27 protein-coding genes, 2 tRNA genes and 1 pseudogene are annotated in these 23,338 nt (G+C 60.4%); 12 read left to right on the forward strand and 18 right to left on the reverse strand.

What is annotated here, in order from left to right:
• Nucleotides 1-6 precede the first annotated feature (6 nt).
• Nucleotides 7-486 carry a CYTH domain-containing protein gene (locus tag H3L94_RS09500; protein WP_182121821.1) on the forward strand — a complete coding sequence of 160 codons (480 nt, stop codon included), beginning with the start codon at nt 7-9 and terminating at the stop codon, nt 484-486.
• On the opposite strand, the gene H3L94_RS12625 is transcribed toward H3L94_RS09500, so the two are convergent.
• Entirely contained in the window at nt 442-642 is a 201-nt protein-coding gene (locus tag H3L94_RS12625; RefSeq protein ID WP_244958748.1) for a lipoprotein signal peptidase, read from the reverse strand. The two genes, H3L94_RS09500 and H3L94_RS12625, sit on opposite strands and share 45 nt — an antisense overlap.
• Before the next feature lie 61 nt (nt 643-703).
• Between H3L94_RS12625 and luxS the strand changes: the two genes are divergently transcribed.
• Genes luxS through pgeF form a run of 4 tightly spaced genes read left to right on the forward strand, consistent with a single transcriptional unit; the run spans nt 704 to nt 2,538 of the window.
• On the forward strand, nt 704-1,213 hold the full coding sequence (gene luxS, locus H3L94_RS09505; protein WP_182121822.1) for an S-ribosylhomocysteine lyase: 510 nt from the start codon (nt 704-706) through the stop codon (nt 1,211-1,213).
• Between the two features lie 54 nt (nt 1,214-1,267).
• Complete coding sequence (locus H3L94_RS09510) at nt 1,268-1,498, forward strand: RNA-binding S4 domain-containing protein (RefSeq protein ID WP_182121823.1); 231 nt, start codon at nt 1,268-1,270, stop codon at nt 1,496-1,498.
• A complete protein-coding gene (locus H3L94_RS09515; RefSeq protein WP_182121824.1) occupies nt 1,491-1,703 on the forward strand; it encodes an oxidoreductase-like domain-containing protein in 213 nt (70 codons plus the stop codon). The genes H3L94_RS09510 and H3L94_RS09515 overlap by 8 nt, the downstream gene beginning before the upstream one ends.
• Before the next feature lie 46 nt (nt 1,704-1,749).
• The gene (gene pgeF, locus H3L94_RS09520) at nt 1,750-2,538 is read left to right on the forward strand and encodes a peptidoglycan editing factor PgeF (RefSeq protein WP_182121825.1); all 789 of its coding nucleotides are present in this window, start codon (nt 1,750-1,752) and stop codon (nt 2,536-2,538) included.
• A gap of 5 nt (nt 2,539-2,543) precedes the next feature.
• Here the strand turns inward: pgeF and H3L94_RS13075 are convergent.
• From H3L94_RS13075 to H3L94_RS09575, 12 genes and pseudogenes are all read right to left on the reverse strand, one after another.
• A pseudogene (locus H3L94_RS13075) lies at nt 2,544-2,730 on the reverse strand (ATP-dependent exonuclease).
• A 147-nt stretch (nt 2,731-2,877) separates the two neighbouring features.
• Nucleotides 2,878-4,305 (reverse strand): HAMP domain-containing sensor histidine kinase, encoded by a 1,428-nt coding sequence (locus H3L94_RS09525; protein WP_182121826.1) that lies wholly within the window; start codon nt 4,303-4,305, stop codon nt 2,878-2,880.
• Nucleotides 4,306-4,456: 151 nt separating this feature from the next.
• Entirely contained in the window at nt 4,457-5,131 is a 675-nt protein-coding gene (locus H3L94_RS09530) for a response regulator transcription factor (protein ID WP_009119663.1), read from the reverse strand.
• A 189-nt stretch (nt 5,132-5,320) separates the two neighbouring features.
• A complete protein-coding gene (locus H3L94_RS09535) occupies nt 5,321-7,117 on the reverse strand; it encodes a PglL family O-oligosaccharyltransferase (RefSeq protein WP_182121827.1) in 1,797 nt (598 codons plus the stop codon).
• Nucleotides 7,110-7,463, reverse strand: a complete 354-nt coding sequence (locus tag H3L94_RS09540; RefSeq protein WP_425325942.1) for a DUF2069 domain-containing protein — start codon at nt 7,461-7,463, stop codon at nt 7,110-7,112. The genes H3L94_RS09535 and H3L94_RS09540 overlap by 8 nt, the downstream gene beginning before the upstream one ends.
• 41 nt (nt 7,464-7,504) lie before the next feature.
• Entirely contained in the window at nt 7,505-8,272 is a 768-nt protein-coding gene (gene tatC, locus H3L94_RS09545; protein WP_182121829.1) for a twin-arginine translocase subunit TatC, read from the reverse strand.
• A 76-nt stretch (nt 8,273-8,348) separates the two neighbouring features.
• Complete coding sequence (locus H3L94_RS09550; protein ID WP_244958749.1) at nt 8,349-8,885, reverse strand: beta-carotene 15,15'-monooxygenase; 537 nt, start codon at nt 8,883-8,885, stop codon at nt 8,349-8,351.
• A gap of 22 nt (nt 8,886-8,907) precedes the next feature.
• Nucleotides 8,908-9,366: a Sec-independent protein translocase protein TatB gene (tatB, locus tag H3L94_RS09555; protein ID WP_182121830.1), complete on the reverse strand. Its 459-nt coding sequence runs from the start codon at nt 9,364-9,366 to the stop codon at nt 8,908-8,910.
• Between the two features lie 3 nt (nt 9,367-9,369).
• Nucleotides 9,370-9,579, reverse strand: a complete 210-nt coding sequence (gene tatA / locus H3L94_RS09560; RefSeq protein WP_182121831.1) for a Sec-independent protein translocase subunit TatA — start codon at nt 9,577-9,579, stop codon at nt 9,370-9,372.
• An 88-nt stretch (nt 9,580-9,667) separates the two neighbouring features.
• The gene (locus H3L94_RS09565; RefSeq protein ID WP_182121832.1) at nt 9,668-10,003 is read right to left on the reverse strand and encodes a phosphoribosyl-ATP diphosphatase; all 336 of its coding nucleotides are present in this window, start codon (nt 10,001-10,003) and stop codon (nt 9,668-9,670) included.
• Between the two features lie 3 nt (nt 10,004-10,006).
• A complete protein-coding gene (gene hisI, locus H3L94_RS09570) occupies nt 10,007-10,408 on the reverse strand; it encodes a phosphoribosyl-AMP cyclohydrolase (protein ID WP_182121833.1) in 402 nt (133 codons plus the stop codon).
• 91 nt (nt 10,409-10,499) lie between these two features.
• A complete protein-coding gene (locus H3L94_RS09575) occupies nt 10,500-12,005 on the reverse strand; it encodes an amidase (RefSeq protein ID WP_182121834.1) in 1,506 nt (501 codons plus the stop codon).
• Nucleotides 12,006-12,209: 204 nt separating this feature from the next.
• Between H3L94_RS09575 and H3L94_RS09580 the strand changes: the two genes are divergently transcribed.
• The 7 genes from H3L94_RS09580 to H3L94_RS09610 all read left to right on the forward strand — a co-directional run bounded on the left by H3L94_RS09580 (nt 12,210) and on the right by H3L94_RS09610 (nt 17,618).
• Nucleotides 12,210-13,976, forward strand: a complete 1,767-nt coding sequence (locus H3L94_RS09580) for a tetratricopeptide repeat protein (protein WP_182121835.1) — start codon at nt 12,210-12,212, stop codon at nt 13,974-13,976.
• A gap of 67 nt (nt 13,977-14,043) precedes the next feature.
• Nucleotides 14,044-14,625, forward strand: coding sequence for an outer membrane lipoprotein LolB (locus tag H3L94_RS09585; RefSeq protein ID WP_182121836.1), 582 nt, complete (start codon nt 14,044-14,046; stop codon nt 14,623-14,625).
• Nucleotides 14,626-14,630: 5 nt separating this feature from the next.
• The gene (gene ispE / locus H3L94_RS09590) at nt 14,631-15,482 is read left to right on the forward strand and encodes a 4-(cytidine 5'-diphospho)-2-C-methyl-D-erythritol kinase (RefSeq protein ID WP_182121837.1); all 852 of its coding nucleotides are present in this window, start codon (nt 14,631-14,633) and stop codon (nt 15,480-15,482) included.
• Between the two features lie 4 nt (nt 15,483-15,486).
• A tRNA-Gln gene (locus tag H3L94_RS09595) sits at nt 15,487-15,563 on the forward strand.
• Between the two features lie 18 nt (nt 15,564-15,581).
• Nucleotides 15,582-15,658: transfer RNA gene (locus tag H3L94_RS09600), tRNA-Gln, on the forward strand.
• Nucleotides 15,659-15,989: 331 nt separating this feature from the next.
• On the forward strand, nt 15,990-16,976 hold the full coding sequence (locus tag H3L94_RS09605; protein WP_156787055.1) for a ribose-phosphate pyrophosphokinase: 987 nt from the start codon (nt 15,990-15,992) through the stop codon (nt 16,974-16,976).
• Nucleotides 16,977-17,045: 69 nt separating this feature from the next.
• On the forward strand, nt 17,046-17,618 hold the full coding sequence (locus tag H3L94_RS09610; protein WP_182121838.1) for a 50S ribosomal protein L25/general stress protein Ctc: 573 nt from the start codon (nt 17,046-17,048) through the stop codon (nt 17,616-17,618).
• Nucleotides 17,619-17,841: 223 nt separating this feature from the next.
• Here H3L94_RS09610 and ruvA read toward each other — a convergent pair whose 3' ends face one another.
• The 5 genes from ruvA to H3L94_RS09635 all read right to left on the reverse strand — a co-directional run bounded on the left by ruvA (nt 17,842) and on the right by H3L94_RS09635 (nt 22,977).
• Nucleotides 17,842-18,423, reverse strand: a complete 582-nt coding sequence (gene ruvA, locus H3L94_RS09615) for a Holliday junction branch migration protein RuvA (protein WP_009119681.1) — start codon at nt 18,421-18,423, stop codon at nt 17,842-17,844.
• A gap of 124 nt (nt 18,424-18,547) precedes the next feature.
• Nucleotides 18,548-19,891 carry a DUF3482 domain-containing protein gene (locus tag H3L94_RS09620; RefSeq protein WP_182121839.1) on the reverse strand — a complete coding sequence of 448 codons (1,344 nt, stop codon included), beginning with the start codon at nt 19,889-19,891 and terminating at the stop codon, nt 18,548-18,550.
• Between the two features lie 3 nt (nt 19,892-19,894).
• On the reverse strand, nt 19,895-21,244 hold the full coding sequence (locus H3L94_RS09625) for a DUF2868 domain-containing protein (RefSeq protein WP_182121840.1): 1,350 nt from the start codon (nt 21,242-21,244) through the stop codon (nt 19,895-19,897).
• A gap of 131 nt (nt 21,245-21,375) precedes the next feature.
• Nucleotides 21,376-21,948, reverse strand: a complete 573-nt coding sequence (locus H3L94_RS09630; RefSeq protein ID WP_182121841.1) for a hypothetical protein — start codon at nt 21,946-21,948, stop codon at nt 21,376-21,378.
• A 165-nt stretch (nt 21,949-22,113) separates the two neighbouring features.
• Complete coding sequence (locus tag H3L94_RS09635; protein ID WP_182121842.1) at nt 22,114-22,977, reverse strand: basic amino acid ABC transporter substrate-binding protein; 864 nt, start codon at nt 22,975-22,977, stop codon at nt 22,114-22,116.
• Between the last annotated feature and the right edge of the window lie 361 nt (nt 22,978-23,338).

Below are 23,338 nucleotides of genomic sequence, written 5' to 3' on the forward strand. Positions count from 1 at the left end.
CAAATCATGAGCATAGAAATCGAACGCCGCTTTCTGCTGGCCAACAACGACTGGCGCGCCTTGGCCGGCGCCCCGCAAATCCTGCGCCAAGGCTACCTGAAAGTGGACAAAGCGTGCAGCATCCGCGTGCGCATCAGCGGCAGCCAAGCCTGGCTCACCCTAAAAGGCTATCTTTCCGACGTGAGCCGCAGCGAATTCGAATACCCGATTCCCTTGGCCGACGCCGAAGCCATTTTGTCCGGCCTGTGCCCGTTTAAACTGGAAAAGCACCGCTACACCGTCTCTTACCAAGGCTTCACCTTCGAAATCGACGAATATCTCGGCGAAAACGCCCCTCTGGTAGTGGCCGAACTGGAGCTGCCCGACGAAAACACCCCCTATCCCCGCCCGGCCTGGCTGGGCGAAGAAATCACCAGCCACGGCCATTACACCAACGCTTATCTAAGCAAACACCCCTATTCCTCCTGGCCGTCGGCCCAATCTTAAGGCCTGAGACCTTTGCAAAACCCCCAGATGTGGATGCAGTTCAAGGCGTAGCAGCGCAGCGAGTTCATACATATCAGATAGATAGGCAAGCGAGTGAGCAGCGCACAACGCAGAAATGCGCCGCAGATGGGGATTTTGCGAAGGCCTCGGCCTCATTAGCCGGCACCACCGCTTGTGCTATGATGCCGCCCCATCCACCCCATTAAGGAACCCCGCCATGCCCCTGCTCGACAGCTTCACCGTTGACCACACCCGTATGCACGCCCCCGCCGTGCGCGTTGCCAAAAACATGCGCACCCCCAAAGGCGACGACATCACCGTTTACGACCTGCGCTTTTGCGTGCCCAATCAGGAAATCCTGCCCGAAAAAGGCATCCACACCTTAGAGCACCTGTTTGCCGGCTTCATGCGCGACCACCTCAACGGCGACGACGTGGAAATCATCGACATCTCCCCCATGGGCTGCCGCACCGGCTTCTACATGAGCCTGATCGGCACCCCCAGCGAAGAGCGCGTGGCCGCCGCCTGGCGGGCCGCCATGCAGGACGTTTTGGCCGTGCAAGACCAAAACCGCATTCCCGAACTCAACGAATACCAATGCGGCACCTACCAAATGCATTCTTTGGCCGAAGCGCACCAAATCGCCGAAAACATCCTCCAGCGCCACATCGGCATCAACAAAAACGACGAACTCACGCTGGATCAAAGCCTGCTCCAGCCCCATTAAGACCCCATGCGGGCTACCTGAAGGTTTTCAGGTAGCCCCCGAGCGCCACACATCATGCACGCCACCGTTTATCTCGAAGACCAAGAATACATCGCCCTGTGCGACCTGCTGAAACTGGCCGGCCTGGCCGACAGCGGCGGACAGGCCAAAGCCCTGATTGCCGAAGGTTTGGTCTGCCGCAACGGCAGCATCGAAACCCGCAAAACCGCCAAAATCCGCGCCGGCGACACCATCGAATTCAACAGTGCGGTGCTCGACATTGCCGCAGGATACGACCATGACTGAGCCCGAACAGCCCTCTGTTGCCGGCGAACCGCTACTGCCCGAACCCGAAGCCCCCGCCGATTGGGAATGCTGCGGCAGCGAATGCGGCGACGCCTGCATCCAAGAAATCTACCGCAAAGAAAAAGCCGCCTACGACGCCCAGCAAAAACGCCTGCGCGAAGCCGGCCTGCTGCCCTCCAAACCCGTCCCGCCCGCATCGGAATAAGCCCCAGAACCCGCCCGATCCGCCGCCACGCTTGCCGAGATACCCCATGCTGCCCGACAAAACCCTGCACAGCGCCTTAGGGCTACCTGAAAACACCCACGGCTTCCTGCAAGCCGACTGGCCCGCGCCGTCCAACGTCCGCACCCTGATCACCACCCGCCGGGGCGGTGTCAGCCAAGGCGTATTTGCCGGCCTGAACTTGGGCGCCCATGTCGGCGACCGGCCGGCCGACGTGGCCGAAAACCGCCGCCGCGTACAAGCAGCCGTGCCGCTGCCCTTAGCTTATCTGGAACAAACCCACAGCAACCGCGTGGTGGCCGCCGCCGACAGCGTGGCCGCCCCGATCCATGCCGATGCCGCCTTCGACCGCAGCGGACAAGCCGCCTGCGCGGTGATGACCGCCGACTGCTTGCCGGTCTTGCTTTGCGACCGCGCCGGCAGCGTGGTGGCCGCCGCCCACGCCGGCTGGCGCGGGCTGGCCGGCGGTATTCTGCAAAACACCGTCGCCGCCATGCAGGTGCCGCCCTTGGAAATCATGGCCTGGCTCGGCCCCGCCATCGGCCCCGACGCTTTCGAAGTCGGCCGGGACGTCTGGGAAGCCTTCTGCCTGCCCTTGGGCCATGCGGCGGAAGCCACCTTTCAAGACATCGGCAACGGCAAATACTTGGCCGATATCTACGCCCTCGCCCGCCTGGTACTGCAACGCGAAGGCATCGGCCAAATCTACGGCGGCGACCACTGCACCGTGCTCGAACGCGATACTTTCTTCTCCTACCGCCGCGACGGCCAAACCGGCCGTATGCTCAGCGCTATCTGGCTGGCCAGCCCGGCCTGATCTCTTCAGGTAGCCTGAGACCTTTGCAAAACCCTCAGATGTGGATGCAGTTCAAGGCGTAGCAGCGCAGCAAGCGTGAACGTCAGGAATCCCTGTGGGACAGACATATCACACGATAGGCAAGCGAGCGAGCAGTACCCATAGGGCATAAACGCACAACGCAGAAATGCGCCACAGATGGGGGGGGTGCAAAGGTCTCAGCCTGAGGTTCAACTGATTCCCCTCTGGCTACCTGAAAAAGTTCTACCCGCTCCGCACGCAAAAGCCGCCGATACGGCGTTCCCGTATCGGCGGCTGAATGCCGTTTTACCCATTCGGCCATGCAAAACCTTGGGCGGCCTATTCGGCTTCCTTGTCTTTTTCTTTGTCGCCGCAATCCGCTTTGGCCGCGCCAGGCTTCAATTTCGGCAATTCAAAGCGGATGTTTAAACCGTGCGGCTGCACATTGTAGGCCATCACTTTGCCGCAATGCTGGCCGATTACATGACGGGCAATGGCCAAACCCAAACCGGTGCCCTGTTTGTGCGCACCGCTGTCGGCGCGGTAGAAGGCGGTGAAAATATGCGGCAGCTGCTGTTCGTCCACCCCGGGCCCGTTGTCCACGATGTCCACCACCCAGTTCTGCCGCTGCGAAGACAGGTTGACCCGAATGGTGCCGCCCAAGGGGCTGTAGGCCATGGCGTTGCGCAGCACATTGTCGAACGCGCGGTACAAATAGCCTTCATGCGCGCTGACCAACGCCCCTGCATCCGAAGGTTTGTAATGCAGCTCGATGGTTTGCCGGTTTTGCAAAGCCACCGCACGCGAGTCTTCCACCAGGTTTTCCAGAAACGGCACCAGCTTGAGCGGGTCTTTTTCCATGCCGGCATGGGCGGTTTCCAAACGCGACAGCGTCAGCAGCTCGCCGACCAACGTATCCATGCGCCCCAATTCCGATTCGAGCCGCTGCATATTCTGTTCCTGCTTTTGCGGCTGCAGCTGCATCAGCGCCAATAAGGCCTGCATTCTCGCCAACGGGGAGCGCATTTCGTGCGACACATGGTGCAGCAGGTGGCGCTCTTTCTCTACCAACTTTTGCAACTGCCCCGCCATGCTGTCGAACTGTACCGCCAAATTGGCCAATTCGTCGCGCCGGCCGACCAGCTGGTGGGCAATACGCGTTTCCAGATCGCCGCCGGCCAGACGGTTCATCCCGCGCTCGAGAATATTGATGGGCTTGGAAATATTGTTGGCCAAAATGTAGGCCAACAAGAGGCCGATCACCACCACGAAGCTGAGAATGACGAACTCGTGCCACACCGGCGCCATCTCCACGCCGGGAATCATCAAAGGCGGCGGCGGGCGGGAAGCCTGCTGCTTGTCCCAATCGCGCAGCATGAAAATGTACTCTTCACCCAAGCGGTCGTACGCAATCCGAACCAAACGGGTTTCCGGATGGCGGGCGGCGAATTTGCGGGCGGAAAAAATGTGTGCGGGATCAATATCGCGTTTGAAAACATCGGTTTTGCTGTCGCCGGCAATCACCAGGATATTGTCGAACGTCGGCGTATTGTTCCAGTCCTGCAGCGTTTCGCGCACCCCCGGCAGGCCGCGGGTTTGGAAAACGGTCACCGCGCTGTTGAGCAGGCCGGTTTCAAATGCCCGCTGCTGGCGGAAACGGCTCTCGGCCACGGTATCCTGCACCAGCCAAAACGAAAAGCTGGCCACCATGATGCCGCCGATGATGACCACGAAAAAAGTCAGAAAAATCCGCTGAAACAACTTCATATCAGGCTACCTGAAAACAAACCAACCACTCGACCCGCTCTTGTATGTGTATGGCCGAAACGGGCTTGACCGCGCATAAGCAAGCCGACCACCGCCCCGCACGTGCAATACGCGCCAAACGGATGATCGGCAGATACGGCCATCATCGGCATCAGTTTTTCACAAACAGATAGCCCAAACCGCGCACGGTTTGAATCAGCGAAGCATCGCCCAGTTTGTGGCGGATGCTGGAAATGTGAACGTCGATGCTGCGGTCGAATTTGGCCAGTTTGCGGTCGAGCGCCTCAATCGACAGGGTTTCTTTATTCACTACCTGGCCGGCATGGCGCATCAGCACTTCCAGCAGGTTGAATTCGGTGCTGGTCAACTCCAGCGGCGCATCGCCGATGGTGGCTTGGCGCTTGGCCGGGTAGAGGGTAACGTTGCTCACCGAGATCACGTTCGGCGCGGCATCCGGCTCGGCTTGGCGGGTGCGGCGCAAAATGGCATTGATGCGGGCCAGCAGTTCGCGCGGCTGGCAGGGTTTGGGCACATAGTCGTCGGCGCCCATTTCGAGGCCGATGATGCGGTCGATGTCGTCGCCTTTGGCGGTGAGCATGATGATGGGGATTTTGCTCTGCTGACGCACGGTTTTCAGCACGTCCAAACCGGTCATCTTGGGCATCATCGAATCCAACACCACTACATTATAGTTGCCGCCCAAAATTTCGCTGACGCCGGCTTCGCCGTCACCCACGCTGTGCACTTCCAGGCCTTCGGCACTCAGGTATTCGGTCAACAGCTCGGTGAGCAGGGCATCGTCGTCCACCAGTAACACTCGGTTCATTATTCGCTCCTTCAGTTAGGCTACCTGAAACACAATGGATTTATTCTCTTGTGTTTTCAACAATCTTAACACTTTGCCTGATACCAACACGCAAGCCAAATGTTTTTGCTCATCTTTGCATAGACGGGGAAAGCATACCCCAGGCGCAAGCCGTGGCACAGCCTCTTTATCATGCTTCATTTCAGATATTTACTGATTTGCTCCACCGCATTTCAGCGCAGCGGCGGCGGTTTCACGGTAACGCCAGCACGCTTGCCGCAAGGGCAAGACCACGGCTTCGGATACACCGTAAGCGGTGGCGGCGTCCAAATAGCGTTGCATCATGGTGGGGTAATAGCGGCCCATATTCAATAGCCAGGCGGCGGCTTCCTGTTCTTGGCCTTCCTGATCCAGATAAAACGCCCGCACCGCCGTGTTGGCATAAGGACGGAATCGGGAGGCCCGCAGCGCAGCTTCCCGCCCCCAAGCCGGCAGCGGCTTGCGCTGAATATCCACTTTGCGCAGCAAACCCATGTGGGCGTAATAGCGCAGAAAGTAATCCCAGCGCTCGATGCGCTCGAGTTGGGCCAGTTGCCGCTCATGCGGCCATTCGGCGCTCGGTTTGCCGTAGGCGTGCGCCAAGCGGTAATAGGCAACGCCGTAATACAGCGTCAGCGCCGCGACCAGGGCTGCCAAGCCGCCCCAAAGCCAACGCCCAGCCGATGCTGAGTTCTCTCCGGCAAATGCCTCTTTCACCGGTGTCAAACTCATCATCACCACAAACGGAGCCAGAAAATACACATACCACAGCGGATATTCCAGCAAACTGTGGCACAGCGACACCGTCATCAGGCACAGCATCCAAGCCGAGGCTTCGTTGACAGGCCGTTTCAGGTAGCCCGACACCACCGCGATCCAGCCGCCGAACACCAACAAACCGCCCACCCAGCCCATCTCGGCCAGAATTTGCAGAAAACTGTTGTGGCTGTGGGTGAACAGCACGCCGGGGTCGTAATCGCGGAAACTGCCGTCACGCATCACCCAGGCAAAACTCTCATGCGAATAGCCCTGCCAGCCCACGCCCAATACGGGATGCGCCAAAAACACCTGCCACGCCTTCGCCCATTCCGCCGCCCGCCCCGGGCTGGCCGTATTGCCGCCTGCCATGCGGTTCAAACCGGAAGCCTCGCCTATGCTGCCGCCGCTGTCCAGCAACGCCGACAGCAGCGGCATCACCAGCCACTGCGCCAACAGCACGCCCAACAGCATCAAGCCCGTCAGCAAGCACCAACGTTTCAATGCCGGCCCGCCGCGCCAATACAGCACGGGCAATAGAGCGGCCAGCGCAGCCAAATACAGCAGCATGGTGCGCGACGTAATCAGCCCGACCACGCCCAACAGCAATAAGGTACACCCTGCCGCCCATCCGTTCGGCAGTTGTTTGCGGCTCCACAAATAGGCCGCCGCCAACACGCCCCACATCATATAGTGGCCCAAATGGTTGCGCTGCCCGAGCTGGCCGAACACAAAATAACGCCCCGGCGCATTCATCAGCCCCGGCAGCCACGCGGTCCACTCGCCGAACTGCAACACACACACCAGCGCCTGCAGCAACCCGCCCGCCAACAAGGCCCAGGCAAAAATATCCGCCGCCTTCAGTTGGCCTAAACGGGCTACCTGAACGCGGCATGCCCACGCCAGCAAAGCCATACCCAGCCAAACCGCCGCCGTCAGGTCCGACATCTCCGCATACGGCAGCGCCAACACCCGCGCCTGCACCGCCCAAAACACGGCCAGCGCCAGAAAATACCACGACACCGCCGGCAAACGCAGCCGCCCGCCCTGCACCGCCGTCAGCAGCACAAACAGCATGGCAAACAGCAAAGAGCCGCTTTCAATCAGCCAACCGCCCTGGGGCCCCGTGCGCCAAGAAGACAAAAACGGCACCACCGCCAACAGCAGCATGCCCGCCCACATCACTCCAGACTGCCGCAGCGGCTTAAACATGCCGCTGCTCCCGCCGCACCGCCCGCACAAACAGCAGGCAGGCAACAAACCACACCGCGCCCGCCGCCAGGGCCGCCGCCGCGCACCAGCGCGAAGCCGGCGCCGCATCGAACAAACGCATGATGGCTTCCGCCAAATACGGCAATACCAGCATCGAACTGTATTGAAACGTGTAAAGCTTGCCTTTGAGCGTGCCCGCCAACGGCAGACACAGAGGCAGCGCCTTGAGCGCCAGCCACGAGCCGCCCGGCCGCAAAGGCGCCAGCCACAATTCCCACGCCAGACTGATCGCCATCAGCGCCACCAAACCGAATACCGCCCAATATTGGGCGGTTTTCCGACTCACTTGCATGTTTTCATCCCGTCTTTCCGCTGCACGCCGCCCGCTTAGGCCGTTTCCTCCGGTGCGCGAACCTTCATCCAGCGGCACATCCACAGCCCCGCTTCATACAACACCAACAGAGGCACCGCCATCATAAATTGCGACAACACATCCGGCGGCGTCAAAATCCCCGCCACCACAAACGCAGCCACCACCACATAAGGCCGGGCCGCCCGCAGCGTGGCCAATTCCACCACCCCCATGCGGTACAGCAAAATCACCAATACCGGCACTTCAAACGTGACCCCGAAGGCCAGAAACAAACCCAAAATCAACGACAGATAACTGCCGATATCGGGGGCTACCTGAATCCCCTCCGGCGCCGTGGCCGGCAGAAACTTGAACATCACCGGAAACACGGCGAAGTAGCAAAACGCCATCCCCGCCGCAAACAGCAACACGCTGGACACCACCAAAGGCAGCACCAGCCGCTTTTCGTGGCGGTACAGCGCCGGCGCCACAAACGCCCACAGCTGATAAAGCGTGTGCGGCAGCGACACCAAGAACGCCGTCATCGCCGCCACTTTCAGCGGCACGAAAAACGGCGCCACAATATCGATCGCCTGCATTTTGGAGCCTGCCGGCAGATTGGCCATCAACGGCAGCGCCGCCAGCGTATACAGCTCGTTGGCAAACGGCAGCGCCACCGCCAAACACAACAAAACGCCGGCCGCCATATACATCAGGCGGCGGCGCAGCTCGCTCAAATGCGCCACCAAAGTCTGCCCGTCGGCAGCGGCGGTTTCGGCGGCAGATTGCGGCACATCAGACATAACAGTTTGACCGTACAGGATACATAAAGCAAAACAGGTTTTCAGGTAGCCTCAAAACCATCCCTTCCTACAATCTTCATACCATCATCGCCTCTATTTCGGCTTGCAGGGAAAGCCCCGAATATAGGGTCAGCAACAACAATAATGTCCACAAAACCGCTTCGTAATACCACGCGATGTTTAACTTCTTCAATATAAGGAATTCGGTTTTATTAAAGAGAAGCATCAAGCTCAAGCTGAGCGCATTGATCGTAGCAATCGTCAGAAGGTAAAACCCGATATTTTTCTGAAAAACAGAGATAGGAATGGCGGTGCCTCCAAAAATACGCCCCATCGAAAACATGGCAAATAAGCTCATAAGATTCAAAATCAAAAACGAAATCAACCTGTCCAACCACTTGGTTTTGAATCTTGGAAAACCTTTGGGGATCTGAAAAAGCGGCGAGGCATCGCCTTGCGCCCGTTTAAACAAGAGGGCAATTTTTGCCGTCATGAAAAAACACAGCGCATACGTCATCAACACACAGATTACATACAAAACACCAAGAACATTCATCGTCTTAAAAGTGATCGCCAACACAACAGATAATGTTCCAAGGTTCCAAGGTTCCAAGGGCAGGCTACCTGAAAACCGCTCAGCGCCGCCCCGAACGGGCCCGCAAACGCGGTGCCGCCTGCGGCTTCAGCCGCACTTGGCGGCGGCGCGCCAAAGCCTGACGCCGCAGCGACACCGGGCGGAAGCCGGCCGTCTGCGGCGTTTTCGGTAAGGGCGAGCCGTCGTCGGCCAAACCGAAATCGGCCGGCGTGCGCTGCTCGGGCAAGCGCTCCCAAGCCGGCAGGTCGGCCGCTTCGCGCAGCTGCTGCATTTCTTCGCGCAGCTGGCCGGCGGTGGCCGACCAGTCTGCCTTCATCTGCTGCCATTCGGCCAAATCGGCCTGCTGCGCCAGCTCGCTTTTCATATTGCCCACAAACTGCTGCAGGCGGCCCAGCCAGCGGCCCAAGGTGCGTGCCACTTTGGGCAGGCGCTCGGGGCCGAGCACCACCAGCGCCACCAGCGCGGCCAGCAGCATTTCGCTGAACGCGAAATCAAACATGGCTTAGCCCGATTTGCCGGCGTCTTCTTCGTTGCGGGCCGGCTGCTCGGCCGCCGTGGTTTTGTCGGCTTCGCTGCCTTCGTTGAGGCCTTTTTTAAAGTCGTGCACCGCACCGCCCAAATCTTTGCCGACGTTGCGCAGTTTCTTGGTGCCGAAAATCAGCACCACCACCACCAAGATCACCAGCCAATGCGCCCAGCTTGAAAAACCCATGATTCTTTCCTCACACAATATTCAGATGGCGTTTCAGGTAGCCTCAGGCTACCTGAAAGCCGGATCGGCCAATGGCCGGCTACACAGTTTAAGACGGCTTTTTGCGCGATGCTTTTTCATCCAAGCCCGAAATGCTCTGGCGGCGGCGCAATTCCATCAGCACGTCTTCCGCACGCACCCCGTGGTAAGACAGCAGCACCATGGTATGAAACCACACATCGGCCACTTCTTTGATGATGTGCAGGCGGTTGCCGTCTTTCGAGGCCATCAGCACTTCGCCCGCCTCCTCGATGACCTTTTTCAAAATCGCGTCTTCGCCCAAGTGCATCAGCTGCGACACATAAGAGCTGCCGGCGGCCGCATCTTTGCGCACTTCAATCACATCGGCGATTTCTGTCAACACATGATCGTTTACCACACCCATGTCTCACTCCTTGGTTTGGCCGTAAATTTCGGCTTCGCTTTTCAGCACCGCATCCGCCACCTGCCAGCCGCCGTTTTGCCAAACGCGGTAAAAACAGCTTTCGCGGCCGGTATGGCAGGCAATGCCGCCCTGCTGCTTGATCAGCATCACCACCGCATCGCCGTCGCAATCCAGGCGCAACGCCAACACCCGCTGCGTGTGGCCGGATTCCTCGCCCTTCATCCACTGTTTCTGCCGCGAACGGCTGTAATAGTGGGCGAAACCCGTTTCTGCAGTTTTCTGCAAGGCTTCGGCATTCATCCACGCCACCATCAGCACGCGGCCACTGTCGGCATCTTGCGCAATCGCACACACCAGCCCTTGGTTGTCCCATTTCACGGCATCCAGCAAAGCGGATTGGCTCATTCGGCACTCCTCGGTAAAGACAGGCATTTTAACAGCGGGGGCAGCAAACCGAAAGCGCGCCCTAAAAGCACGCTTATACCGCCAAACCGTGTCAGCCGAATGACAGCGGCGGCTCGCGTTCCGCCCAAGGCTGCATCTGCTCCAACTGAGCCGCCAAGCGCAGCAACACATCTTCCCGACCATGCGCCGCGGCAAACTGAGTGCCCACCGGCATGCCTTGGTGCCAATACAGCGGCACGCTCATGGCCGGATTGCCGCTCATATTGAAGGGCGAAGTGTAGCCGACATAATTGAGCGTGACGGCGGCTTCTTTTTCCACAAAAGGATTATTCTTCAAAAGGAAACCGAAGCCCAGCGTGCCGAACAACAAACGCATCCACTTTTGCGCGGCCGGCGGCGGCAGCATTTCGCCGATTTTCGGCGTGGTGCGCGGGCAAACCGGCGTGGCCAGCACATCGAAACGCTCGAAAAACGCCCGCACCGCCCCCTCTTGTGCCAACATCACATCGCGCGCCCACGCCATTTCGCCGGCGCTGATCTGCCGCCCCTGCACCATCAAGGCCCACGTTACCGGCTCAAGCAGGCGGTGCGGCAGTTTGCGGCCGGCTTGGCGGCGGTAGTGGTAAAACAGTTTGGCGGTTTCGCCCATCACCAACACCCGCGCCGCACGGTTGAGCAGTTCGGGCGCGGCAAACTCGGGCGATGCCTCCTCCAACTCGTGTCCCGCATCGGCCAGCAGCTTCAGGCTGTGCGCCAAAGCCGCTTCCGTGCCGGCATCGTTGCCGCCGCCGCACAACCAGTCGCGCCGCCAAAAAGCGACTTTCAGACGCCCGGTTTCCTTCTGCAGGCTACCTGAAAAGCCGTTTGCCGGCGGCGGCGGGCAGGCATACAGGGCCTTAGGCTGAGTGCGCGCAGCGATGTCCAACATCAGCGCACTGTCGCGCACACTGCGGCTCAACACATGCTCGCACACCATGCCCTGCCAACCTTCCGCCAGCAACGGCCCGGCACTGCTGCGCCCGCGCGTGGGCTTGAGGCCGAACAGGCCGCAATTGTGCGCCGGCAGACGGATGGAGCCGCCGCCGTCGCCGCCGTGGGCCACCGGCACCACGCCCGCCGCCACCGCTGCCGCCGAACCGCCGCTGCTGCCGCCCGGGGTGTAGGCCAGATGCCAGGGATTGCGCGTGATGCCGTACACTTCGGCTTCGGTTACCGGATACGCGCCCCATTCCGGGGTGGTGGTTTTGCCGAACACCCGCAGGCCGGCGTCCAAATAAGCCTGCGTCAAATCGCTGTTTTGCGCGGCCACATACTGCTGCATCATGCGCGAGCCCGACCAAGTGGGCGCACCTGCCCAGTCGGCCAGCAAATCTTTCAGCAAAAACGGCACCCCCGCCAACACCGCGCCGCCGCCTTGCGGATGGCTGTCGGCAAACGCCCGTTCGCGCAAATCGTGCGCCAGCAGATTGAGCTTTGGGTTCACCTCGTCCAGCCTCGCCAGCGCCGCCTGCAACACTTCGTCCGACGACACCTCGCCCGCACGGATCAAAGCGGCCAAGCCCACCGCATCATAACGGCGGTATTCACGATATTCCACTTACCCACTCCTTAATCAGAGGTTCAAATAGGCCGCCAAGGCTACCTGAAAACCCGCTTTTCAGGTAGCCTCTCCACCGCCGCGGCCAAGCGCAAAACCATGCAAGAATTCTGGCCGCTGCCGGCGCTTGCTGCTAAAGTAACGCCCCTTTACCGTGTTTGATTTGAAGTTGAGGACGAACCGATGCTGTCTTGGCGAAAACGCATGATTCCGCTGCTCGCGGCCTGCCTGGCCGTTTCCGCGCCCGTTTGGAGCGCACCTGCCGGCAAATCGCCGGACGGCGGGCAGATGTCCCACCGCGACATCATCGACCGTGCCAACAATATGATGACCGCCTTAGCCGCCGAAATGAGCCTGCAGCAAAATCAGGGCGGCACCGCCTTGGCCGGCTACCTGCGCGTTTTCGAGCGCAGCAAAGACCCCGCCGTGGCCGAACGCGCCGTCGAAATCGCCCTCGCCGGCAACATCCGCCTGGCCGAACAGATGCTGGAACGCTGGCAGCGCGCCGAACCGCAGCCCTCGCCCGAGCAGAAACGCATGCGCTGGATGGTGGCCGCCGCCAAAGGCGACCTGAACACCGTGGAAGCCAATCTGCCCGAAGTGCTGGCTCAAGACGACCGCAACCGCATGCGCGGCGTCTTTCTGCGTTTGGCCCAACTGGCCCTGCGTCAGCCTGAAGTGGCCAATGCGCGCAACGCCCGCCTGGTGCACGAAGCCGCCCTCCGCTTCCCCACCCTGCCCGAAGCCGCGATGACCGACGCCATCTATTCGGCGCAACAGAACCGCAAACGCGACGCCGCCGCCGCACTCAACCGGCTGGCCCAGCTGGATACCGACATCCGTCCCACCACCCGCCTCACCCTAGGCCTGATCGCCCGCCGCAGCCCCGAAGTACTGCACCACTTTTTCGCCGGCACCGACGACCACCGCCTCAGCCCCATGTGGCAGGGTTTGAAAGTGGACAGCCTCATCCACTCCGGCCGCGAAAACGAAGCCTACAGCCTGCTGCAAAGCCTGCTGGCCAAAAATCCCGATCCCGACTTTTATATTCAGGCCGGCGTATTGTCCACCCGACGCAAAGAACCCGCCGCCGTTTCGCTCAACTATTTCGACAAAGCCTATCTATTGGGCACCAGCCAGCAGAAAAGCCGCGCCGCCCTGTTTGCCGCCACCCGGGCATTGGAAGAAAAAGACTTCGAGACCGCCCGCTTGTGGAACACCCGCATGGAAGCACCCGAGTCTGCTTTCGACCGCCTAATGGTGGCCGCCCACATCGAAACCGCCGCTGAAAACTGGACGGCCGCCGACGACCTGCTGCTGCGCGCCGAATCCCTGCACCCGCACGAAAACGGCCTGTACGGCCCGGCCGACCTGTTACAAGCCCAGCTCAATATTGCCGCCAAGCTGCCGCTCACCGAGGCCCTGCACCGCCTAAACGGCCTGCACCGACAGCACGGCAACGCCGATGCCGGCTCCGCCGAATCGGCCGCCGCTGTTCTCTACAGCCGCGCCTTACTGTATGCCGACCGGCTGGAGCAGCCCGATAAAGCCGTGGCCGACCTGCGCGAGGCCTTGCGCCTCTTCCCCAAACACGCCGACACTTTGAACGCACTGGGCTACACCATGCTCGCCCTGCCCGATGCCGATCTGGCCGAAGCCCGCCGCCACATCGAGCAGGCCCACCGGCTGGACCCGCAATCGCCGGCCATCCGCGACAGCTTGGGCTGGGTGTTGTTCAAACAAGGCGACGCCCGCGCCGCCCTGCCCCATCTGGAAGCCGCCTACCGCGCCCTGCCCGAAGCGGAAGTCGGCGCCCACTTGGGCGAAGTGCTGTGGCAGCTCGGCCGCCGCGACGAAGCCCGCCAAATCTGGCAAACCGTTGCCGGCAAAGGCGGCAACCAAAAAGTATTGCAAGATACCCTGCAACGGCTGGGCGTCGAACTCACGCCTGCCGATCAAGCCCGTCAATAACCAAAAGGCTACCTGAAAACACATTCCGCCCGGTTTGTGTTTTCAGGTAGCCGCAGCGAACAGCCCCATGACCCGACTCAAACGCATTACCGCCGCCGGCACCGCCCTCCTCCTCGCCGCCTGTGCCGGCACCGGCACCCAAATGGCCGCCGACGCCTGGCGCGAAGACGGCAACGTCCCCGCCTTCGAAGCCGCCGGCCGCATGGGCGTCAAAGAAAACGAACGCGGCAGCTACGCCAATTTCGACTGGCTGCGCACCGCCGAAGTCCAACTCTTTGAAGTCAAAACTCCGCTCGGCAACAGCCTGGGCCACCTGTGCGAAGACGGCAGCGGCGTCCAAGCCGTGGCCGCCGACGGCCGTCGCTACCGCGCCGACAACGCCGCCGAACTGAGCCGCCAACTGCTCGGCTACGACCTGCCCATCGCCCACATCGACCGCTGGGCCAACGGCCTGCGCGTGGCCGGCGAACCCTACCAAACCCTGCCCGACGGCCGCCTGCAGCAACTGGGCTGGCGCATCCAGCGCAACCTGGGCGACAACGGCCAAGTTCGTATGCTGCTGCTCGAACGCGCCGGCCTCAGCCTGCGCCTAGTGTTCGACCACATCGGGCTACCTGAAAACCCGCCCGCCGCCTGCCCCTCACCCTAAACTTTATGAATACGCCGATTCCCGCTGCCGCCCAAGCCTTTCCCGCCCCGGCCAAGCTCAATCTCGATTTACGCATTGTCGGCCGCCGTGCCGACGGCTACCACTTATTGGAAAGCATTTTCCGCCTGGTGGATTTGTGCGACACCGTCCACCTGCTGCCGCGCCCGGACGGCCAAATCCAGCTGCACACCCCCGCCGACGGCGTACTGCCGCAACAAGACCTGACTTACCGCGCCGCTGCTCTGCTGCAGCGGGTTTCAGGTAGCCGGCAAGGCGCCGACATCTGGCTGGAAAAACGCATCCCCATGGGCGGCGGCATGGGCGGCGGCAGCTCGGATGCCGCCACGGTTTTGATGGCACTCAACCGCCTGTGGCAATGCGGCCTGACCGCCGAACAGTTGATGCCGCTCGGCCTGCAGCTGGGCGCCGACGTGCCGTTTTTCATTTTCGGCCGCAACGCCTTTGTGCGCGGCATCGGCGAACAACTGAGCGAAATCGCCCTGCCCGCCCAATGGTATGTGGTGGTCAAACCAAGTGTGCATGTCAGCACCGCCGTGATTTTTTCTCATCCGGACTTGACACGCGATTCCGAACCCAGCATAATACCGAGCTTCCAATCACTACAACCTTTCCGCAACGATATGCAGGCGGTTGTTTTGAAGGAATATACCGAAGTCAAGCAAGTGTTTGAGCTGATGCGCCGATACGGCACGCCTTTGATGACCGGCTCTGGCGCCTGTATTTTTCTCAGCTTTGCAGAACAAGAAACAGCGGAATCGGTATATAAAACAGTTGCTCAAACACATCAGGCATACTGCATACGCGGCCTAGATCGCCATCCTATGCTTGATATGTAAACGTTGGGGATTCGCCAAGTTGGTTAAGGCACCGGATTTTGATTCCGGCATTCGTAGGTTCGAATCCTACATCCCCAGCCACCCACTTTTATAAAGCGTTGGGGATTCGCCAAGTTGGTTAAGGCACCGGATTTTGATTCCGGCATTCGTAGGTTCGAATCCTACATCCCCAGCCAAAATTTTAAAAAAGCGTGTAAGCATTACACGCTTTTTTTGCTGGATACAGCCTGCTTAAGAAGCAGGCAGAAACACCGGAAAACACGGTTCAAGCAACAGTGGCCGCCGCAGGCTACCTGAAAACGTGTGGCACGGCCAAAACCCTGCCGGCCGCGGCCCTGTACAAAACACAACAGCCGCGCCACCCTATCCGCACCAACCCAACACATAATTTTGATGGGCGCAGCCGAGCGGCGTATAATTGCCGCTTTCCCCGCGCAAACCGTGCAAAAAGGAAGCAATATGTTTCCAAGCATCCGCCACCCCGCGAACAACCAAGGTAACGAAGACATGGCAGCATACGACAGCTTGATGGTATTCACCGGCAACGCCAACCCCGAACTGGCCGCCAATATGGTGAAACATTTGGATATCTCTCTCGGCCGCGCCAGCGTCGGCAAGTTTTCCGACGGCGAAATCGCGGTGGAACTGCTGGAAAACGTACGCGGCCGCGACGTCTTCATCCTGCAGCCCACTTGTGCGCCCACCAATGACAACCTGATGGAAATCCTCACCATGGCCGACGCCCTCAAGCGCGCATCGGCCGGCCGGATTACCGCCGCCATCCCCTATTTCGGCTATGCCCGCCAAGACCGCCGCCCGCGCTCGGTGCGCGTGCCGATTTCCGCCAAACTGGTGGCCAATATGCTGTCTTCCGCAGGCGTAGACCGCGTGCTGACCGTTGACTTGCACGCCGACCAAATCCAAGGCTTTTTCGATATTCCGGTGGACAACATCTACGCCACCCCGATTCTGATTCACGACATCCTGCAGCAGCGCATCGACAACCTGACCGTGGTCAGCCCCGACATCGGCGGCGTGGTGCGCGCCCGCGCCGTGGCCAAAGTATTGAACGCCGATTTGGCCATCATCGACAAACGCCGCCCCAAAGCCAATGTGGCCGAAGTGATGAACATCATCGGCGACATCCAAGGCCGCACCTGCATGATTGTGGACGACATGATCGACACCGCCAACACCCTGTGCAAAGCGGCCTCCGCCCTGAAAGAGCGCGGCGCCGAGCGCGTGTTGGCCTATGCTTCCCATCCGGTTTTTTCCGGCGAAGCCGTCAGCCGCATCGCCTCTTCCGACATCGACCAAGTGGTGGTCACCGACACCATCCCGCTGTCCGAGGCCGCCAAAAATTGCGACCGCATCCGCCAAGTCACCATTGCCGGCCTCTTGGCCGAAACCGTGCGCCGCATCAGCAACGAAGAATCCGTGTCGTACCTCTTCAACGAGGACGTCACTGCTCCGGGAGCCTTATTCCTCCCGTAACCCCCGGCCGTCAGGGTTGGTCGCAGCCCGGCAGACGGCTTTCACTTTTTACTCACTTTGGAGTGTTTTATGTCATTCAAAATCGAAGCCCAAGTGCGCGAACAACAAGGTTCCGGTGCGAGCCGCCGCCTGCGCAGCGAAGGCAAACTGCCTGCCGTGGTATACGGCGAAAACCAACAGCCTCTGGCCGTAAGCGTAGACCACAAAACCGTGTTCTATGCTCTGGAAAAAGAAGCGTTCCACACCGCCATCGTCAAACTGAGCCTGGACGGCAAAGAATACGATGTCATCGTGCGCGATTTCCAAATGCACCCCTTCCGCCGCGAAGTGCAACACATCGACTTCCAAGTGGTGGAACTGGACAAACCGCTGAAAATCCGCATCCCGCTGCACATTGTCAATGCCGAGAAATCCCAAGCCGTTAAACTGCAAAGCGGCCGTGTTTCTCTGCTGAACAGCTCCGTAGAAGTACTGGTGGATCCGAAAAACATCCCCGCCGCCCTCGAGCTGGATTGCGAAAAAGTGGTGGCCGGCGACATTCTGCACCTGTCTGACGTCAACTACCCTGAAGGCGTGCAAAGCACCGCCCTGCGCCGCAACAGCAACCTGGCCGTTGCCACCGTTACCGGCAAAAAACGCTAAGCCGAAAGCAAACCAAACCGCCCGTTTCATCACGGGCGGTTTTTTATCAGCCTTTGCCGGCCTGCCGCAAACACCTTTCAGGTAGCCTGAGACCTTTGCAAAACCCCCATCCCAAAGACAGATAAGCAAGCGATCAACATCACCCCTTTAGGGCATCACGCAAACAGGCGCTGTCGGTAATGGATGGAGCGAGATTTCAGGTAGCCCGATAGCGAGCCGGCTGCTACTTCAGCAAATTCTTCAAGGCCAAACGCACGCCTTCGCCCACCTCCGTATCCGACGGAATCCCCTTTGCCGCCGCACGGGCTTCGCGTTCGTTATAGCCCAAAGCCAGCAAAGTGCTGACAATGTCTTCGCTGCTGTCCGCCGCCGCTTCCGGCAGCGCCAAGGCCGGCACATCCGCCGCCACCAGCTTGCCGCGCAACTCCAACACCATGCGCTCGGCCGTTTTCTTGCCGATACCCGGCGCCGACGACAACTTTTTCACGTCTTCCGCCGCCACCGCCTGCGCCAACTCATCCGCGCTCATGGCCGACAAAATACCCAAAGCCGTTTTGGCGCCGATGCCGCCCACTTTCAACAATTGGCGGAAAGTCGCCCTTTCGGCCGTGCTGCCGAAACCGAACAGCAAATGCGCATCCTCGCGCACAATCAGCTGGGTATAGAGGGTCACCGGCTCGCCGGTGGACGGCAGCGCATAGAAGGTCTGCATCGACACGTCCACCTCATACCCCACCCCGCCCACATCAATCAGCAGTTGCGGCGGGTGCTTTTCTACCAACTTGCCCGATAATCGGCCAATCATGCCATTTCCTTTCCAATCCGTTCAAGGCCGGCATTGTATCGCCAAGCCAGGCTACCTGAAAGACGCCGCGCCACAGTAAAACAGCACTGCCTCCATGCACAGTGCCGCGTACCAAGCACCCGGCTCAGGCGGACAGAACCAGCTTGGCGGCCAAACCGGCGGCCGCTTCGCTGCGGGCCTGGCGGGCGGCTTCCTCGCTGTAACCGTTGAGCGCCGACCAGTGCGGCTGGCGGCGTGCTTTGCCCAAGCCGTAAGGCAGGCGTTCCGCAGACCATGGGGTGCGGCGCGGCGGCAGGCTGACGGCGCTTTGGGCCGCATGACCGCGGGTTTGCAACACCGACAACAAGGCCTGGGCACGGGCGGCCAACAGCGTCAGCGTTTCCGGCGCAATATGCAGCCGTTGGCGGCCGCTGAAAGTATCGGACAGGGTTTGCACATTCGGCAACACACCGCCGATCAGGCCGCCGAGGGTGGTGCCGAGGCCGAAAGAGGTGCCGAGGGTAAGCACGTCCACGCCGAGGCCGATCAAGGCGCCGGTGGCCGCGCCTTTGGTGGTGCGGATGCCGTATTCTTTCAACAGTTCGCTGTCGAAAGGATCTTGGCGGAAAGGCTGGAGCACCCAATCATGGTCGGGCCGGTAATCGTCTTGGTAGAAACGGTAGAGGCGGAACAGGCGTTGCTGGAAAGCGGCTTCGGCGGCCCGCACTTCCTGCTGCATAGTGCACCAATGCGACTCCGGATCGTCTTCGGCATCGGTTTCCACCGCATAAGCGGCCATGTCGAGCAGAAAATGGGCGATTTCTTCGCGCGCCTCGCGGTCGAGTTCGCGCCATTCCCGGCGGCGCAAATCGGTGAGCCGGTCGAGCACCGTCCGCTCCGGCAGCATGGTGGCCAGATTGTCCCACAAACGGATTTCGCCTTCGAAGTCAAAAGCCACCGTATCGAAACCGCTCCAAACGTGTAAGCTTCGGCGGGCCAGCATCTCGCTCCATACCTGCACATCTTGGCCTTGGATAAAGTTGAACACCGGCATCAAAGGCTTGGCGCACCACGACAACACGGTCAGCTCGTCTTTGTATTTGGGCAGCACCGGCTCGCGCGCGTCCACCACATACAGCGCCATGTCGCTGCGCAACAACTGGCGCAGCACTTTGGCCTCCTGGGCAAATTCACCGGCGGCTTCGGGCGAAGCCAAAAACGACTGCAAACGCTCTACGCCGTCGGCACGGGCGGAAGTGTGCTCCTCCAACCAATCCAGCACCCCGCCGGCATCCTCCAAGCCCGGCGTGTCATACAGCGTCACCAAGGTTTGGCCGCCGTCGGCGATTTCGGCGGCTTCCACATGGCGGGTGGTGGCCGGCGCATGGCGCACTTCGCCGAAGGCGCTGTCGCGCAGCAGGGTGCGCAGCAAAGACGTTTTGCCGGTATTGGTATGGCCGACCACGGCCAGTTGCAGCGGGGAAGACATAGGCTACCTGAAACCCTGTTGGGACAAATGAGGAGGAAGTAAAACGGGCAGACCGCGCGCCTGCAAAGCGGCCTGCCATTGCGGCACCGCCTCGGCCAAAGCGTCGTGTTCGGATTCCACGGACAACAGCTGCACCACCACACCGCCCTGCGCCGCTTGGGCCAAACGGTCGATTTGGCGCAGCAGACCGCGGTCGGGCAGGCTGACGGCACGGACACCGAGCAAGAGCTGCACCGGCTGGCGTGTCAAATCATCGAGCAGCACGGCAACGCTGTCGCGGCTGTCGGCCACGCCGCCATCCTGCCACACCCGCCCGAGCACATGGCGGTGCCACGCCGCATCGGGCCACGGCCGCTCCAGCATCACCGCCCATGCCTCGGCCTCACCGCCGGTAGGCAGCGGCGGGGGCAGCACCGGCACCGCATCGGCCCGGTAATCATCGTCGGCATCCACAATCCGACGCTGCCAACCGCGCAACAGCTGGCGGTAATAAGGCAACGACAACGGCAGGCCGGCGGGCCGGCTGCGGGCCAGCAACACACAAGCACCCCAAGCCAGCAGGCGGGGCAACAGGCCGTAACACAGCAGGCTGCCGAGCAGCAAACTGCCCCATTGCTGCGCACTGGCCGTGTGGTGCCGCAGACGGCTGTCCAAAACAGCCTGCGTATCGGGCACGGGAAAACCAAGCCGCTCCGGCAGCCAAGCCAAAGCGCCCACCAACTGCACCAGGCTGTGATCGGACAGCAGCGTGCTTTCCCAATTGAACGTGTATTGGCGCACACTCAAAAACAGCAGCACCGCCGCCGCCATGCCGGCCAAGGAAGCCGACCAAAAACGGTGGCTTAACGCACCGGCCTGCCAGCGCGCGGCCGGCTGCTGCCATTCCGCGGTGTAAAGCGCCAGCAAGGCTTCCTGAAAATGGCTGTTGCCGCGCACCAACCAAGCCGGCGGCAGCAGCACGGCCGGCCGGCGGCGCAGGCCATACACCGCCGCCAACCACAACAGCAGCGTCAGCGTGTTCATGCCCAACACGCCCACCAGCACCAAGAAAAAGTTCAAACCGCTTTGCTGCATGATGGCGGCGGCGGCGGCAAAGCCGCTGAATGCGGCCAAAGCGGTCAGCAAGGAGCGCAACAGGCGGGCGCGCTGCTCGGTGCGGGCCAGCGCCGCCGCCAACGCACCGTCGCGGTCCAACATACGCGCCCGCTGCGCAATCCGCACTTCGGGCGGCTCGGCAGATTGCGCCAAGGCCCGATCCAACACTGCGGGATCGGTGGCAAACACATGGCCGCGCTCGTGCAACAAGCGCACGAGTTCGGCCAGCAGACGGGAAGAACGGTCGGGAGCAGACATCGGGATCGCGACAGCGGAAAATCAACAGCATTCACGCCTGCTACGGCAGGCAGATGGCCTTCAGGCTACCTGAAACACGGCTGTGCTTTCAGGTAGCCTGAAGACGGAAGATAGCAATGGCCGGCAAAGACTTATTCGGCTTTCAAAGCGGCACCGGCCACCACCGCATCCAGCTCAGCCAAATCGGCGCTGGGGCTGACGGCACAGGCGTGGTAAATGCCACCGGCGCTGTACAGCACTTTGCAGCTCTCGTTCAAGCTGCCGCCGTTTTCGCTGCGGCTGAAACGGTAAGCCAAATGGTCGGCTGCGGGGGCGTCCACCACCACATCATCCAAACCCGGCGCCGCTTTCACCGTTTCCGCCAGCTTGGCGAAATAAGCGTCGGCAGCTTGTTTGGGTTCGCCGGCCTGGCCGACATAAATCGTGATGTCCGATCCGCTGTGATGATGGCGCAACGTGAGCGCGTCCTTCGGCATGCCCTCCAAGAGTTTGTCCGCTTCGGCGGGCAGTTCGCCGAAGCCTTCAGCCACCTGCCACACCACCGCACCGTCGCTGGAGACCAATTGCTGGCCTGCGGCAGACGTCGCAGCAGCGGGCACGGAAGCGTCAGACGCACCGGCCACCACGGAAGTTTCGGCCGTGCCGCCGCAGGCGGCCAACAAAGCCGATAAAGACAGTACCGACAATAGATTGCGTTTATTCATAATCGGGTAAAAACAAGTTGGAAAAAACGGCACGGAGTATAACAAAATTTACGCGGCCACCGCCCGTGTTTGCAGGATTTTGCCATTTGCGCCCCGGTAGCAAAACAGGCTACCTGAAAGCTGTTCAGGTAGCCTGTCGCCCATCATTGTGCGGGACGCGGACAATTATTTCGCTTCGGAAGCAGCGGCTTCGGATGCGGCAGTCGGCGCGTCGGGCTTGGCGAAATACTGGCTGTGGATGCGGTCGTATTCGCCGTTGGCACGGATGGCGGCCAGCGCTTTGTTGAGCATATCCAAAGTGGCGGCATCGTCTTTACGCACGGCCAAACCGTAGTTTTCGGTATCGAAATCGGGAATTTCAATCATCGAAAAGCTCTTGCCGCTGTTGTTTTTGATGAACTCCATCACCACAGAGCTGTCGCTGATGGCGGCTTCCAAACCGCCGTTTTCCAATTCTTTCAACAGCAGGGGCAAGTTTTCGAAGCGGGCGATTTTCGGATTGGTGGCACCCAAAATCTTGCCGGCGGCCAAATCGCCGGTGTTACCGGTCACCACGCCGACACGGCTCAGGTTTTTCAAATCTTCCACCGAGGCGATGTTTTTATCGCCCTGCACCAACACCACTTGGCTGATTTGGAAATAGGGGTCGGTAAACGCCATGCTCTGCATACGCTCTTCGGTGATGGTAACCGCAGAGGCCAACACGTCCACATCGCCGTTTTTCAGGCTGTTGAACAGGCTGTCCCAAGGCTGGTTTTTAAATTCCACCTGGAAGCCGCCTTCTTTGGCCAAAGCATTCAGCAAGTCCACATCAAAACCGTGTACCTGGCCTTGCGCGTCTTGCGACTCAAACGGCGGAAATTCGGCATTCATGCCAACGCGCAATACTTTTGCTTCCGCCACCGGTGCGGATGAGGCATCGGAAGCAGGAGCCGGCGCCGCAGTTTGGTTGGAAGAGTTGTCGCCGCAGCCGCTTAAAGCAACGGCAGAACAAGCCAAGACGGTGGCCAGCCATTTTTTCATATTCATCGTGGTGCTCCTTAGGAAACAAACGCCCGCGCCGGCAAACCCGGCAGCAGGCCAAAGAAAGGGTAGAAAGCGAAAAATTTTAACATATTACCGTTTTGAAGACAGGTATTTGTTGCAGCGCAACAGCAAAAATACAACAGCCAGGTCGAGGGAATGCACACCTTGAAGTGTGCCGTTCTCCAACTTGCCAAGCGCTTCGAGGCTCTAAGCACGGATGCCCGGAATACTCTGAGACCTTTCAAAACCCCCATCTGCGGCGCATTTCTGCGTTGTGCGTTCACGCCCGCTGTGCTGCTACGCCTGAACGGCATCCACACATCTGCCGGTTTTGCCAAGATCTAAGGTTGGGAGTTGAGTATTG

Source organism: Neisseria shayeganii (assembly GCF_014054965.1).
GTDB lineage: Bacteria > Pseudomonadota > Gammaproteobacteria > Burkholderiales > Neisseriaceae > Eikenella > Eikenella shayeganii.